Genomic DNA, 13,476 nt, shown 5'->3' on the forward strand with positions numbered 1-13,476 from the left:
GAACCTCCTTTTACTCATCATTTGATTTGAGAGAGAGGCCAAGTGCACCCATTTTTTCAGTGACTTCTTCTAACGACTTTTTACCCAGGTTTCTGACTTTCATCATGTCATCCTTGGTCTTTTGGGTTAGTTCAAGCACTGTATTGATGCCGGCTCTTTTGAGGCAATTGTAGCTGCGTACAGACAGATCCAGCTCTTCAATGGTCATATCCAGCACTTTGTCTTTCTCTTCTTCTTCTTTTTCAATCATGATGGCCGTATCTTCCATGCCCTCTTTGAGCTTAATGAACGGCTCAAGGTGGTCGGTTAAGATACGCGCTGCCCATGACAAGGCCTCTGTCGGTGTTAAGTTACCGTTGGTGCCAATGGTCAGGGTCAGGCGATCTTTTTCAGTATCCTGGCCAACACGGGTATCTTCGACGGAAAAATTCACTTTGTGCACCGGCGTATAGATGGAATCGATGGGAATGGTCCCGATGGGCAAGTCATCCTTTTTGCTCTTGTTCTTTTCAGCGGACACATAACCGTTACCGGTTTCCACGACCATTTCAATATACAGGCGACTGTCTTTATCCATGGTGGCGATGTGCAGGTCCTTGTTAATCACTTCCACAGCTTCTGTGGTAAGGATATCAGCACCGGTCACTTCGCCTTCTTCGGTGGCGTTAATGATAATGGTTTGGGCCTCATCATTATCGCATTTTAAAGCCAGTTGCTTGATATTCAAAATCATTTCGGCAACGTCTTCCTTGACACCGGGCACCGTCGAAAATTCGTGTAGGACACCGTCAATCTTGACAGAAGTGACGGCAGCTCCCGGAATAGAGGAGAGCAAAATACGTCTGAGTGCATTACCCAGGGTAACGCCAAAGCCATGTTCTAAGGGCTCAATGACAAATTCGCCATAGCAATCGCCGGACTCAGGTGTTTTGCGTTCTTCGATTCCAAACTTGTCAAATTCAATCATGTACTGACCTCCAGTGCAAGATGCCCACTCTATTACTTACTGTAGAGCTCTACGATCATCTGTTCATCGACAGGGATGTCGATTTCTTCACGGGTCGGTTCTGCAACGATGGATACGCTTCTGTTGTTGGTATCCAATTGCATCCAAGCCGGCGGTGTTACCACGCCTAAAGCGTCTACGTGCGCTTTAAAGTGGGGAGATTGGGCACTCTTCTCTTTGAGTTCAATAACATCACCGACGGAAATTTCCATGGAAGGAATGTTGGCTTTTTTGCCGTTGACGGTGAAATGATTGTGCACAACCATTTGACGGGCTTCACGACGGGTTTTAGCAAAACCTGCACGCCAGACAATATTATCGAAGCGTTTTTCCAAGAGGATGATCAGGTTTTCACCGGTCATGCCGCTCATACGATTGGCTTTGTTATAGTAGTTACGGAAAGGTTTTTCCATAACGCCATAGATGAATTTAGCTTTCTGCTTTTCTTGCAACTGCATGCCGTATTCGCTCAGTTTTTTGCGGCCACGTTGGGGGACGCGTTTGGAGGATTTGCTATAGCCCAGGTAGGCCGGGGAAATCCCCAGAGCACGACAGCGTTTAACGATAGGTTCTCTGTTTCTGGCCATCTTAACCCTCCTTATACTCTTCTGCGTTTCGGCGGACGGCAACCGTTATGTGGAATCGGGGTGACGTCCTTAATCATGCTGACTTCAAGACCTGCAGCCTGCAGGGCACGGATAGCGGCTTCACGGCCGGAGCCGGGGCCTTTAACCATGCATTCAATTTCCTTTAAGCCATATTCCATAGCGGCCTTGGCAGCGGTTTCAGCTGCAACTTGGGCTGCGAAAGGCGTGCTTTTTCTAGACCCACGGAAACCCATACCGCCGGCAGAGGCCCAGCTTAAGGCATTCCCTTGGGTATCGCTAATGGTTACGATGGTATTGTTGAAAGAGCTTTTAATATGGGCTACACCGCGTTCAACCGTTCTACGGTCTTTACGGCGGCCACGTGTGCTTTTTCTTTGTTGTTTAGCCAACTGACTTCACCCCTTTACTTTTTACGTTTGCCTGCAGCAGACCGCACTTTACCCTTGCGGGTCCGGGCATTGGTTTTGGTTTTCTGACCGCGAACCGGCAGCCCTTTACGGTGACGAATGCCACGGTAGCAGCCGATTTCAGTCAGACGTTTGATATTTAAGTTGGTTTCACGACGCAAGTCCCCTTCAACGGTGAGTTCGGAGACGGCTTCACGCAACTTTGCTTCATCTTCATCAGTTAAGTCACGAACACGGACATCGGGATCGATGCCGGTTTGCGCGACCAGTTGATCGGCAGTGGAACGACCAATGCCGTAAATATAGGTGAGCCCTACAACAATACGCTTGTCTCTGGGCAGGTCGACACCTGAAATTCTTGCCATATTTGCACCTCCAGCACTTAGCCTTGGACTTGTTTGTGTTTTTTATTGTTACAAATGACCATCACGCGACCCTTGCGTTTGATGATCTTGCATTTTTCACACATCGGTTTTACAGATGCTCTCACTTTCATCTAGGAACCTCCTTAGAGTCGGTCTATTTGAAACGGTAGGTGATCCGACCGCGAGATAGGTCGTAAGGAGAAAGCTCCACCGTTACCCGGTCCCCCGGAAGGATTTTTATAAAGTTCATGCGGATTTTACCGCTAATATGTGCCAATACCGTATGCCCGTTTTCAAGTTCTACCTGAAACATGGCATTGGGTAAAGCTTCAAGGACGGTACCTTGAACTTCGATGACGTCTTTACTCATGGATGGCCTCCTTTTGCTTTGGCAATTTATAGCGCCGTTAAAATAACGGGACCATCAGCTGTCAGGGCGATGGTATTTTCATGGTGGGCAGCACGCTTGCCATCATTGGTCAGGACGGTCCAGCCGTCAGGTTGAACGGTCACTTCCCAGGTCCCTTCGGTAATCATCGGCTCAATGGCCAGGCACATGCCTGTTTTGAGGCGGACACCCCGACCGGGACGCCCATAATTGGGAATCTGCGGGTCTTCGTGCATACTGGTGCCAATGCCGTGACCACAAAAGTCACGGACCACCCCGTAACCACGGCTCTCACAGTATTCCTGGACAGCGTGGCCGATATCCGATAGACGGTAGCCTTCACGGGCGTATTTCAGGGATTCTTCAAAGGATGCCCGGGTCACTTCTATCAGGTCCAGGGCGGCCTGGTCTACCTGCCCGCAAGGGAGGGTTCGTGCAGCATCGCCATGGTAGCCGTTTAAGATGGCGCCAACGTCAAAGCTGATGATATCACCCTCTTTGAGGATGGTATCCGCACTCGGGATGCCGTGAACGACTACATCATTAATGGATGCGCAAATGCTGCCGGAAAAGCCATTATAGTTTTTAAAGGAGGGGATGGCCCCCTTGCCGCGGATGTAATCTTCGGCAATGGCATCCAACTCCAGGGTACTGATGCCGGGCTTTAAGGACTCGGCCAGTAGGGCATGCGTTTCGGCTACAATACGACCGGCTTCACGCATGAGGGCTATTTCCCGCTCTGTTTTTATGGTAATCATTGGCGGGCCTCAAGGGCTTTTTTAATATCTTCAGTGACTTGACCCACATCTTGTTGACCATTAATCCGAACCAGAACCCCTTCTTTTTCATAGTAGTCTATGAGCGGTTGGGTTTGACCGGCATAAACAGACAGGCGGTTTTTAGCTGTTTCTTCGTTATCGTCTTTGCGTTGGTATAGGGGACCTCCGTCCTTATCACACACATCAGCCGCTTGGGGCGGGTTAAAGACGGTGTGGTAGGTGGCGCCGCAGGTCTTGCAGATCCGACGCCCGGTTAGTCTTTTGATGAGTTCTTCCTCAGCAACTTCGATATTTAAGGCAGCGTCCAACTGCATGTCCAGGTCTTTTAGAATGTCCTTTAAGGCCTCTGCCTGGCCAACTGTCCGCGGAAAGCCATCCAGCAGGAAGCCTTTTTTGCAGTCATCTTCTGCCAAACGTTCACGCACAATGCCGATGGTCACTTCATCCGGCACCAAGTCGCCGGCTTCCATGTAGCGTTTGGCTTCAAGGCCTAAGGCCGTCCCATCAGCTTGCGCCTTCCGGAACATATCACCGGTAGAGATATGCGGGATAGCATAGGTCTCTACTAAAAATTCAGCCTGGGTGCCTTTCCCGGCACCGGGAGGTCCCATGAGTAAAATTTGCATTTTTCTTTCCCTCCGATTACTTCATAAAGCCCTGGTAGTTGCGCATGAGCATATTAGATTCAATCTGCTTCATGGTATCCAGAGCCACACCGACCACAATGAGAAGCGACGTCCCACCGAAATACAGGTTCATACCGGTTGCCCCAAGGATGATGGCCGGCAGCACAGCGATGGCAGCTAAGAAGAAGGCGCCAAAGAGGGTGATCCGGCTCATAACGCGGGTGATGTATTCAGAGGTCGGGCGACCCGGACGCAGGCCCGGAATGAAGCCGCCGTTCCGGCGAATGTTATCACTCACATCAATTGGGTTAAAGGTGATGGAGCTGTAGAAGTAGGTGAAGAACAGGATAAGGAGCGCATAGAAAATGTTATAGGTGATGCTGTTCGGGCTCATATTTTGGCTAATGAAGTTAGCCACGCTATTGTTCGGGAAGAAGGTAGCGATGGTGCTCGGCAGCATCATAATGCTCATGGCGAAAATGACAGGGATAACCCCTGCAGAGTTCACTTTAATGGGGATGTGGGTAGATTGACCGCCATAAACCTTCCGGCCAACGACCCGTTTCGCATACTGAACCGGTACGCGACGTTCGCCTTGGTTCACCACAATAATCCCCATGATGATGAGTAAGGCGATGATTAAGAAGAAGAATACATACAGGAAGCGGATTGGGCCACCCTGGACATATTCGTATAAGGTGTTGATCCCATGAGGAATCTTGGATACGATCCCGGCAAAAATGATGAGTGAAATGCCGTTGCCGATCCCTTTTTCCGTAATCAGCTCACCAATCCACATCAGGCAGGCGGTCCCTGCAGTGAAGGTCACGGCGATGACGATGATGGAAAAAGCACCTTGGGCGATAACAGCTTGACGTAAAAGACCGATGGTCATCCCCAGGGCTTGGATAAAGCCCAGGATAACGGTTAAGTACCGGGTCCATTCGACCATCTTCTTCCGGTCGTCCTTAGCCATCGCTTCAATACGGGGGCTAATAACGGTCATCAGCTGCATGATAATGGATGCGTTAATGTAGGGGGTGATGCTCATCGCAAAGATAGATATATTACGGAAGCCGCCCCCGGAAATGATATCAAAAAAGCCTAAGAGCTTGGCCTGGTCGACCAGCTGGTCGATGGCTTCTTTATTAAAGCCCGGAACGGGAATATGGGTCCCTATCCGGAAGATTAAAAACATGATCAAGGTGAAGATGATTTTTTTACGCATCTCAGGGGTGCGTATTGCTTGATTTAAGGTAGCAAGCATTACTTAATCACCTCGGCTTTACCGCCGGCTGCTTCGATCGCCTCTTTGGCTTTAGCACTAAAGGCCTGGGCCTGAACGGTTAATGCGCGGTCGATTTCGCCATTAGCTAAGACTTTGACACCTCCGTTTTCCATTTGTTTCACTAATCCGCAATCAATCAGCTCATCCGGCGTCACAACAGACCCGGCTTCAAAGCGATTTAAGTCGGCCAGTGAGATAACGGAATAACGGACACGGAAGGGGTAGTTTGAGAAGCCGCGCTTGGGCAGACGACGTTGCAGGGGGGTTTGACCACCTTCAAAGGAGGGGCCTTTACCGCCGCCGGACCGGGCCAGTTGACCCTTGTGCCCTCTACCGGACGTTTTTCCGAGACCGGACCCAATCCCGCGGCCCTTACGTTTTAATCTATGACGGCTGCCTTCGGCAGGATGTAATTCATGTAATTTCACTTGACAGCACCTCCTAACTACGCGTCGATTTCTTCTACAGTTACGAGGTGGCTAACCTTGCCAATCATACCACGAACAGTGTCCACGTCAGGACGCACAACACTGTGGTTGGTCTTGGTCAGGCCCAGCGCTTTAACAACCTTTTTCTGAGAAGCAGAAGCGCCAATTACGCTTTTACTCAGGGTTATTTTCAAATTGGCCATATCCACCCTCCTAGCTCCAGATTTCTTCGATGCGTTTACCACGCAGGCGAGCTACGTCTTTAATATTTTTCATTTCGGACAAGCCGGTGATGGCTGCACGAACGATATTGATTTGGTTATCGCTGCCCAGGGATTTAGCAAAAATGTTTTTAATCCCGGCCAGTTCAGCGACGGCACGAACAGCCCCGCCGGAAATAACCCCGGTCCCTTCGGAGGCCGGTTTAAGCATGACACGTGCTGCCCCATAACGGCCTACAGCACTGTGCGGAATCGTATCCCCTTTTACCAGCGGTATACGAACCAGGTTTTTCTTAGCGTCTTCTACGCCTTTACGAATGGCTTCCGGCACTTCGTTCGCTTTACCCAGCCCGACACCGACAATGCCGGCACCGTTGCCGACCACGACGAGGGCGCTGAAGCTGAAGCGTCGACCACCTTTGACAACTTTCGCCACACGGTTAATGGTGACGACACGTTCTTCGAGCTCGAGCTCATTTGCATTGATGAGTTCTTTATTCACGCTTTTCCCTCCTTTGGCCTAAAAGTCCAGTCCGGCTTCACGAGCGCCTTCAGCCAGTGCTTTAATGCGGCCATGATAAACATTACCGCCACGGTCGAAGACGACTTTCGTGATGCCCTGGTCAAGTGCTTTTTTACCGATTGCTAAGCCCACCTCATGAGCCTGTTCAGTTTTGTCGCCCTCAGCACTAGCCTTTAAGGTAGAGGCGCTCACCAAGGTCTTACCAATGCTATCGTCAATAATCTGTGCATAGATATGACGTGCGCTGCGAAATACAGACAAACGTGGGCGGTCTGCAGTGCCTTGGAGATAAAAACGCATTCTTTTATGTTTTTTCGCACGAATCGCTTTGCGATCATAATTTTTCTTCAAAACAGGTCACTCCTTTCCGGCCCTACTTGCTGCCGGTCTTACCGGCTTTCAGTTTGATATGTTCGTTTTCGTAACGGATACCCTTGCCCTTATAGGGTTCAGGTAAGCGAACGGCACGAATATCTGCTGCAACATCGCCGACGAGTTCTTTATCTGCCCCGGATACAACGACCTTAGTCGCTTCCGGCGCTTCAATGGTGATCCCTTCCGGGGCTTCCATCTCAACCGGATGGCTATAGCCGACGTTTAAGGTTAATTTATTACCGTTTACCAGGGCACGGTAGCCGACCCCTTTTAAGATCAGGGTCTTGGAATACCCGGTATGAACCCCTTCAACCATATTATTGACTAGGCTGCGGGTCAAGCCCCAAAGGGCACCGTAAGCTTTTTCCTGGTTTTCAGGTGTTTTAACGATAATTTCACCGTTTTCCATTGCCAACACCATGTCTGCATGCATGGTTTTTGTTAATTCGCCTTTAGGCCCCTTGGTATGAACCACGTTGCCTTCAGCGATATCCACAGTAACCCCTTCAGGGATTACGATCGGTTTTTTACCAATTCGACTCATTTGGCACCTCCTACCAGATGTAGCAGAGCACTTCGCCGCCGAGACCGTCTTTGCGTGCCTGGCGATCGGTCATGATGCCGTGGCTGGTGGAAATAACCGCCACACCAAGGCCCCCGAGCACTCTGGGAACATTGTCTTTCTTGCAGTAGACCTTCAGACCGGGTTTGGAGATGCGCTTGAGACCGGAGATAACGTGTTCACGTTCCGGGCCGTATTTCAAGGTCACCGTCACAATGCCTTGCTTGCCATCTTCGGTCACGTCATAATTTTTAATAAACCCTTCTTCTAAAAGGATTTCCGCAATGGATACTTTTACTTTAGAAGCGGGGATTTCAACTTTTTCATGCCGCTGCATATTTGCATTGCGGATACGGGTTAAAAAATCCGCGATGGGATCTGTCATTACCATTTATTTATGACCTCCTTCCAGGGTAGGGCTTACCAGCTGGATTTCGTAACACCCGGCAGTTCGCCTTTGCTGGCCAGTTCACGGAAGCAAACGCGGCATAAGCCAAATTTGCGCATATAGCCGTGAGGGCGGCCACAAACTTTACAGCGATTGTGTTCACGAACCTTATATTTGGGCGCTTTGCGTACTTTTTGAGACGTCTTTGCCATTTTATACCTCCCAATTAACCTGCAAACGGCATGCCAAGCGCCGTTAAGAGCGCCTTGCCTTCTTCATCCGTTTTAGCTGTGGTGGTAAAGGCGATTTGCATACCGCGCACCTTGTCCACCTTATCGAAATCGATTTCCGGGAAGATCAGCTGTTCACGAAGGCCGAGGGAGTAGTTGCCGCGACCATCGAAACTCTTAGGAGATACGCCACGGAAGTCCCGAACACGCGGAAGGGCTACGTTAAAAAGGCGGTCGATGAATTCATACATCCGATCACCACGCAGGGTGACTTTGACCCCAATCGGCATGTCTTCACGCAGCTTAAAACCTGCGATGGACTTTTTAGCCCGGGTGACAACCGGCTTCTGACCGGTAATCGCAGCGATGTCTTCTAAGGCTGCATCAAGGGCTTTCGGGTTGGCGATTGCTTCGCCGAGGCCGATGTTTACCACTACCTTGTCCAGCTTAGGAATGGCCATGACGTTTTCATAGCCGAATTCCTTGACCAAAGCCGGTGCAATGTCATTTACATATTTGTCCTTAAGTCTTGCCATGATGTCCTCCTTTCTTAAAATTCAGCTCCGGTGCTGACCAGGATGCGAACCTTTTTACCGTCTGCATCGACACGGTAACCGAGGCGGGAGCCTTTTTTATTCTTCGCATCATAGGCCATCACGTTAGATACATGAATGGGCATTTCTTTATCAACAATGCCACCCTGCGGATTCGCCTGGCTGGGTTTGGTGTGCCGCTTCGCGACAGCCACCCCTTCAACAATCACGCGATCTTTTGCCGGGAGTACTTTAATGATCTTACCGATCTTACCTTTATCTTTACCGGAAATGACGATGACTTCATCGCCCTTTCTCAATCTGATTTTTCCCACTGTATTCACCTCCGCTTAAAGCACTTCGGGTGCCAAAGAGACGATTTTCATGAAGTCTTGACGCAGCTCTCTGGCTACGGGCCCGAAAATACGGGTGCCGCGGGGACCCTTATCGTCCTTGATGATCACAGCAGCATTTTCGCTGAAGCGAATATAAGAACCGTCGGCGCGTTTAACTGCGCGTTTTGTACGAACAACGACCGCTTTAACGACATCGCCTTTCTTGACCACGCCACCGGGTGTTGCTTCTTTGACGGAGCAAACTATGATATCCCCAACGGATGCGTAACGACGCTTGGTCCCACCGAGCACGCGAATGCACAGGAGTTCTTTAGCGCCGGTATTATCGCCAACCTTGAGTCTTGTTTCCTGTTGTATCATTCTGTCTTCCTCCTAAACTACCGCCTACACAATGTCAGCGCGTTCGATGATGGAATCCAGACGCCATCTTTTGGTTTTGGAAAGGGGGCGGGTTTCCATAATTTTAACCCAATCGCCGACCTTGGCGTCGTTGTTTTCATCGTGCACTTTGTATTTTTTGGTGTGTTTAGCGATTTTGCCGTACAGAGGATGTGGCGAATGGCTGTCCACGGCAACAACGATGGTCTTGTCCATCTTGTCGCTGGCAACAGTACCGTAGCGGACTTTTCTTAAATTACGTTCTGCCATTTTTTACCTCCTAATCAGTCAAGATCGCCGGCGATTTCGCGTTCGCGAATCACGGTTTTTGCGCGGGCGATATCTTTACGGACCTGTTTTAATTGCATCGGATTTTCGAGCTGACCGGTTGCCATTTGGAAACGCAGGTTGAAAAGCTCTTCTTTGAGGTCCAGAACTTTTTTATTTAATTCATCCATAGAAAGATCTCTTAAAGCTTCAGCTTTCACTCTGATCGCCCTCCATTTCCTCACGTTTGACGAATTTGCAAGTCAAGGGCAACTTGTGTGCAGCCAAACGCAGCGCTTCACGTGCAACATGCTCGGGAACGCCACCGATTTCAAACATAACCCTGCCCGGTTTAACGATGGCTACCCAGTAGTCAGGCGCCCCTTTACCGGAACCCATGCGGACTTCGGCGGGCTTAGCGGTAACCGGTTGGTCCGGGAAAATTTTAATCCACACTTGGCCACCACGTTTGATGTAACGGGTCATGGCGATACGGGCGGCTTCAATTTGACGGCTGGTTACCCAGTGGCCGCTCGTAGCCTGTAAACCGTATTCACCATAGGTGACCTTGGTGCCCCGCTGGGCCTTACCCTTTAAGCTTCTACGATGAGGGCGGCGCCATTTTGTTCTTTTAGGCATTAACATGCTTACCGGCCTCCTTTTTTATTTTGACTGCCGGCAGCTTCCGGTAGGACTTCCCCTTTATAGGTCCAAACCTTAACACCGATTTTACCATAGGTGGTATCGGCTTCATAAAAGCCGTAGTCGATGTCTGCACGCAGGGTGTGCAGGGGTACCTTACCTTCGGTGGCCCATTCGGTCCGGGCAATGTCAGCCCCGCCGAGACGGCCGCTTACGGCAACTTTAATCCCTTTAACACCGGCCTTGTTGGCACGTTGCAGGGCTTGTTTGATGGCACGACGGAAGGAAATCCGGCGGACCAAAGCTTCTGCAATGCTTTCAGCGATGAGCTGAGCATCTGCCTCAGGGCGTTTAACTTCCATAACAGAGATAGAAACGCTCTTACCGGTCATTTTTTCTAATTCTGCACGAAGGACTTCGATTGCAGACCCGTTTTTGCCGATAACAATGCCCGGCTTAGCGGTATGAATCGTCACTTTTACTTTCGTCGTGCCGGTCCGTTCAATGATAATGGAGGATACGCCACTTTCGAAAAGTTTTTTCTTGACGAATTCGCGAATTTGAAAGTCTTCATGTAAGAGATCCACATAGTTTTTATCATCAGCATACCATCTGGCATCCCAGTCACGGATAACGCCGACGCGCATGCCAATCGGATTGACTTTTTGACCCACTTTGTTCCTCCTATCTTTCAGCGACCGTAATGGTGATATGACTGGTCTTTTTGGTAATACCGTCAGCACGACCCATGGCGCGCGGTTTGAAGCGCTTAATGGACGGGCCCTGGTCAACGGTAGCACATGAGATGTATAAAGAATCAGTGCTCATGTCATAATTATGTTCAGCATTGGCGATGGCGCTCTTAAGCACCTTTTCGACAATAGGAGAGGCCTTGTGAGCGGTAAATTTTAAAGTGATCATGGCTTCTTCAACGCTTTTACCACGGATCAAGTCAACAACTTGACGGGCTTTCAGCGGGGAGATACGCACGAATTTTGCACATGCTTTTGCTTCCACTTGGACGCCTCCTTCCTATCTTAACCCGGTGGATTTTTCGCCGCCACCGTGACCACGGAAGGTCCGGGTCGGGGCGAATTCACCTAGTTTATGTCCAACCATGTCCTCGGTAACGTATACCGGGATGTGTTTTCTGCCATCATGGACGGCAAAGGTATGACCGACGAATTCAGGGAAAATCGTCGATGCACGACTCCAGGTCTTAATGACTGATTTTTCGTTTGCTTCGTTCATTTGAACGACACGATTGTAAAGCTTTTCGTCTACAAAAGGTCCCTTTTTTAACGATCTGCTCATTACATTCACTCCTTCCTCGCCGGCTTACTTGCCTTTTCTGGATCTGACGATGAACTGGTTGCTCAGTTTCTTAGGATTACGGGTCTTACCACCGTGAGCCACTTTACCCCAAGGAGATACAGGGGACTTACGACCAACAGGTGCGCGACCTTCACCACCACCGTGCGGGTGATCATTCGGGTTCATTACAGAACCACGAACATGGGGGCGTTTGTTCATCCAGCGAGAACGGCCGGCTTTACCGATGGAGATGTTGGCGTGTTCACTGTTGCCGACTTCGCCAATGGTTGCCCGGCAGGTGAGTAAAATACGACGCATTTCGCCGCTCGGCAGACGGACAGTGCCGTACTTGCCTTCTTTAGCCATGAGCTGGGCGCCAACGCCGGCGCTGCGGCAAAGTTGCCCACCCTTGCCCGGTTGCAGTTCAATGTTGTGGATAAAGGAACCGTTCGGGATATTGGCCAGGGGGAGGGCGTTACCGACTTTGATGTCGGCTTCGCTGCCGGAGTAAACCTTGTCCCCTACCTTGAGGCCGTCCGGGGCGAGAATGTAGCGTTTTTCACCATCTACATAGTGTAAGAGGGCAATCCGGGCACTCCGGTTGGGATCGTATTCGATCGTTGCTACCCGAGCGGGGATGCCGTCTTTGTTCCGTTTGAAGTCAATGATACGATATTTTCTTTTATGGCCGCCGCCATGGTGGCGAACCGTGATGACACCACGGCTGTTACGACCGGCTTTTTTGTTAAGCGGTTCGAGAAGCGATTTCTCCGGTTTGTCGGTGGTCACTTCCGTAAACGGAGAGACCGTCATATGACGAACACCGGCAGAAGTCGGTTTAAATGATTTCAGTGCCATTTAGTACCCTCCGTTCAATTACATACCTTCAAAGATTTCAATGCTGTCACCTTCAGCCAAGGTAACAATGGCTTTCTGATAGCCGGAGGTCATCCCTACAGAACGGCCGACCCGTTTCTTTTTACCTTTGACATTCAGGGTGTTGACCTGAACAACAGCCACTTTGAAAATTTCTTCGATTGCTTTTTGAATTTCGATTTTATTGGCATCTGCTGCAACCTTGAAGCAGTATTTGTTTTCTGCCATTAAGTCTACGGATTTTTCCGTAACAATCGGTTTAATGATAATATCGCGTGCCAGTTTCATTACGCCAGCACCTCCTCGACTTTTGCAAGGGCGTCTTTAGTGATGATCATTTTATCTGCATGAAGGACATCATAAGTGGTCAGACGGTTAACGGTAGTGATGGCAGAGCCAGGAATATTCCGGGCACTTTTGATAACCGTTTCATTTTCTTCACCGAGGACCAGTAGGAACTTGCCGGTGGATTTAACTGCATCCAGCACCTTCAGCATGTCCTTGGTTTTCGGTGCATCGAAAGCGAGTTCATCTAAAACGATCAGAGCGTCTTCCGCTACCTTGGCAGACAGGGCACTCCGTAAAGCCACGAGGACTTTCTTCTTGTTGATGCCTTTCTTATAGCTTCTCGGTTTCGGCCCAAAGATGATGGACCCACCACGCCATAGCGGAGACCGGATGGTCCCTACACGGGCCCGACCGGTCCCTTTTTGACGCCAGGGCTTCCGGCCACCGCCACGCACTTCGCCGCGGCTCTTGGTGCTGCTGGTCCCACGGCGCAAGCCGGCGAGGTAAGCAACAACCACTTCGTGTACGACAGCCTCATTGGCTTCAGCACCGAAGACCTTTTCGGAAAGGTCAAGCTCACCTAAGCTTGCGCCTTCCATATTATACAAATTAACTTTTGGCATTGGTT

The 13,476-nt window shown here is 50.0% G+C and carries 28 protein-coding genes; all 28 read right to left on the bottom strand.

Translation table 11 applies throughout. The features are described 5' to 3' along the window. Positions 1-10: 10 nt before the first annotated feature. Genes ACLGL1_RS04070 through rplD form a run of 28 tightly spaced genes read right to left on the bottom strand, consistent with a single transcriptional unit; the run spans position 11 to position 13,471 of the window. Positions 11-967 carry a DNA-directed RNA polymerase subunit alpha gene (locus ACLGL1_RS04070; protein ID WP_408976560.1) on the bottom strand — a complete coding sequence of 319 codons (957 nt, stop codon included), beginning with the start codon at positions 965-967 and terminating at the stop codon, positions 11-13. A 32-nt stretch (positions 968-999) separates the two neighbouring features. After that, the gene (gene rpsD / locus ACLGL1_RS04075) at positions 1,000-1,593 is read right to left on the bottom strand and encodes a 30S ribosomal protein S4 (RefSeq protein ID WP_408976559.1); all 594 of its coding nucleotides are present in this window, start codon (positions 1,591-1,593) and stop codon (positions 1,000-1,002) included. An 11-nt stretch (positions 1,594-1,604) separates the two neighbouring features. After that, positions 1,605-2,003 (bottom strand): 30S ribosomal protein S11, encoded by a 399-nt coding sequence (rpsK, locus tag ACLGL1_RS04080; RefSeq protein WP_408976558.1) that lies wholly within the window; start codon positions 2,001-2,003, stop codon positions 1,605-1,607. A 14-nt stretch (positions 2,004-2,017) separates the two neighbouring features. Next, positions 2,018-2,386 carry a 30S ribosomal protein S13 gene (gene rpsM / locus ACLGL1_RS04085; RefSeq protein WP_408976557.1) on the bottom strand — a complete coding sequence of 123 codons (369 nt, stop codon included), beginning with the start codon at positions 2,384-2,386 and terminating at the stop codon, positions 2,018-2,020. Between the two features lie 17 nt (positions 2,387-2,403). Then, positions 2,404-2,517 (bottom strand): 50S ribosomal protein L36, encoded by a 114-nt coding sequence (rpmJ, locus tag ACLGL1_RS04090; protein ID WP_091791156.1) that lies wholly within the window; start codon positions 2,515-2,517, stop codon positions 2,404-2,406. 23 nt (positions 2,518-2,540) lie between these two features. Beyond that, positions 2,541-2,756: a translation initiation factor IF-1 gene (gene infA / locus ACLGL1_RS04095; RefSeq protein WP_091791155.1), complete on the bottom strand. Its 216-nt coding sequence runs from the start codon at positions 2,754-2,756 to the stop codon at positions 2,541-2,543. 26 nt (positions 2,757-2,782) lie between these two features. Beyond that, the gene (map, locus tag ACLGL1_RS04100) at positions 2,783-3,532 is read right to left on the bottom strand and encodes a type I methionyl aminopeptidase (protein WP_411007517.1); all 750 of its coding nucleotides are present in this window, start codon (positions 3,530-3,532) and stop codon (positions 2,783-2,785) included. Continuing rightward, entirely contained in the window at positions 3,529-4,179 is a 651-nt protein-coding gene (locus tag ACLGL1_RS04105; RefSeq protein ID WP_411007518.1) for an adenylate kinase, read from the bottom strand. The genes map and ACLGL1_RS04105 overlap by 4 nt, the downstream gene beginning before the upstream one ends. Positions 4,180-4,195: 16 nt before the next feature. Further along, complete coding sequence (gene secY, locus ACLGL1_RS04110; protein ID WP_411007519.1) at positions 4,196-5,446, bottom strand: preprotein translocase subunit SecY; 1,251 nt, start codon at positions 5,444-5,446, stop codon at positions 4,196-4,198. Beyond that, the gene (rplO, locus tag ACLGL1_RS04115) at positions 5,446-5,895 is read right to left on the bottom strand and encodes a 50S ribosomal protein L15 (protein ID WP_408976553.1); all 450 of its coding nucleotides are present in this window, start codon (positions 5,893-5,895) and stop codon (positions 5,446-5,448) included. Before rplO ends, secY begins: the two co-directional genes overlap by 1 nt. Before the next feature lie 17 nt (positions 5,896-5,912). Continuing rightward, positions 5,913-6,098 (bottom strand): 50S ribosomal protein L30, encoded by a 186-nt coding sequence (gene rpmD, locus ACLGL1_RS04120; RefSeq protein WP_408976552.1) that lies wholly within the window; start codon positions 6,096-6,098, stop codon positions 5,913-5,915. A gap of 10 nt (positions 6,099-6,108) precedes the next feature. Next, a complete protein-coding gene (rpsE, locus tag ACLGL1_RS04125; protein WP_411007520.1) occupies positions 6,109-6,618 on the bottom strand; it encodes a 30S ribosomal protein S5 in 510 nt (169 codons plus the stop codon). Between the two features lie 18 nt (positions 6,619-6,636). After that, the gene (rplR, locus tag ACLGL1_RS04130; RefSeq protein WP_411007521.1) at positions 6,637-6,990 is read right to left on the bottom strand and encodes a 50S ribosomal protein L18; all 354 of its coding nucleotides are present in this window, start codon (positions 6,988-6,990) and stop codon (positions 6,637-6,639) included. Between the two features lie 22 nt (positions 6,991-7,012). After that, complete coding sequence (rplF, locus tag ACLGL1_RS04135) at positions 7,013-7,558, bottom strand: 50S ribosomal protein L6 (RefSeq protein WP_411007522.1); 546 nt, start codon at positions 7,556-7,558, stop codon at positions 7,013-7,015. A 10-nt stretch (positions 7,559-7,568) separates the two neighbouring features. Continuing rightward, positions 7,569-7,967, bottom strand: a complete 399-nt coding sequence (gene rpsH / locus ACLGL1_RS04140) for a 30S ribosomal protein S8 (RefSeq protein WP_091791146.1) — start codon at positions 7,965-7,967, stop codon at positions 7,569-7,571. A gap of 29 nt (positions 7,968-7,996) precedes the next feature. Beyond that, entirely contained in the window at positions 7,997-8,176 is a 180-nt protein-coding gene (locus ACLGL1_RS04145) for a type Z 30S ribosomal protein S14 (protein WP_091791145.1), read from the bottom strand. A 14-nt stretch (positions 8,177-8,190) separates the two neighbouring features. Continuing rightward, a complete protein-coding gene (gene rplE / locus ACLGL1_RS04150) occupies positions 8,191-8,730 on the bottom strand; it encodes a 50S ribosomal protein L5 (protein WP_411007523.1) in 540 nt (179 codons plus the stop codon). Between the two features lie 14 nt (positions 8,731-8,744). After that, entirely contained in the window at positions 8,745-9,053 is a 309-nt protein-coding gene (rplX, locus tag ACLGL1_RS04155) for a 50S ribosomal protein L24 (protein ID WP_411007581.1), read from the bottom strand. Between the two features lie 24 nt (positions 9,054-9,077). Then, complete coding sequence (gene rplN / locus ACLGL1_RS04160) at positions 9,078-9,443, bottom strand: 50S ribosomal protein L14 (protein WP_408976548.1); 366 nt, start codon at positions 9,441-9,443, stop codon at positions 9,078-9,080. Between the two features lie 24 nt (positions 9,444-9,467). After that, positions 9,468-9,731 carry a 30S ribosomal protein S17 gene (rpsQ, locus tag ACLGL1_RS04165; protein WP_411007524.1) on the bottom strand — a complete coding sequence of 88 codons (264 nt, stop codon included), beginning with the start codon at positions 9,729-9,731 and terminating at the stop codon, positions 9,468-9,470. 14 nt (positions 9,732-9,745) lie between these two features. Beyond that, entirely contained in the window at positions 9,746-9,949 is a 204-nt protein-coding gene (gene rpmC / locus ACLGL1_RS04170; RefSeq protein ID WP_091791141.1) for a 50S ribosomal protein L29, read from the bottom strand. Beyond that, a complete protein-coding gene (gene rplP, locus ACLGL1_RS04175) occupies positions 9,939-10,373 on the bottom strand; it encodes a 50S ribosomal protein L16 (RefSeq protein ID WP_411007525.1) in 435 nt (144 codons plus the stop codon). The genes rpmC and rplP overlap by 11 nt, the downstream gene beginning before the upstream one ends. 2 nt (positions 10,374-10,375) lie before the next feature. Beyond that, positions 10,376-11,044: a 30S ribosomal protein S3 gene (gene rpsC, locus ACLGL1_RS04180; RefSeq protein ID WP_411007526.1), complete on the bottom strand. Its 669-nt coding sequence runs from the start codon at positions 11,042-11,044 to the stop codon at positions 10,376-10,378. 10 nt (positions 11,045-11,054) lie between these two features. After that, on the bottom strand, positions 11,055-11,387 hold the full coding sequence (gene rplV / locus ACLGL1_RS04185; RefSeq protein ID WP_411007527.1) for a 50S ribosomal protein L22: 333 nt from the start codon (positions 11,385-11,387) through the stop codon (positions 11,055-11,057). A gap of 15 nt (positions 11,388-11,402) precedes the next feature. Further along, entirely contained in the window at positions 11,403-11,684 is a 282-nt protein-coding gene (gene rpsS / locus ACLGL1_RS04190; protein ID WP_408976543.1) for a 30S ribosomal protein S19, read from the bottom strand. 24 nt (positions 11,685-11,708) lie between these two features. Continuing rightward, complete coding sequence (gene rplB, locus ACLGL1_RS04195) at positions 11,709-12,542, bottom strand: 50S ribosomal protein L2 (RefSeq protein ID WP_411007528.1); 834 nt, start codon at positions 12,540-12,542, stop codon at positions 11,709-11,711. 18 nt (positions 12,543-12,560) lie between these two features. Then, entirely contained in the window at positions 12,561-12,848 is a 288-nt protein-coding gene (gene rplW / locus ACLGL1_RS04200; protein WP_408976541.1) for a 50S ribosomal protein L23, read from the bottom strand. Further along, positions 12,848-13,471, bottom strand: coding sequence for a 50S ribosomal protein L4 (rplD, locus tag ACLGL1_RS04205; protein ID WP_411007529.1), 624 nt, complete (start codon positions 13,469-13,471; stop codon positions 12,848-12,850). Before rplD ends, rplW begins: the two co-directional genes overlap by 1 nt. Positions 13,472-13,476 lie beyond the last annotated feature (5 nt).

This window comes from Peptococcus simiae, assembly GCF_046569735.1.
GTDB classification, from domain to species: domain Bacteria; phylum Bacillota; class Peptococcia; order Peptococcales; family Peptococcaceae; genus Peptococcus; species Peptococcus simiae_A.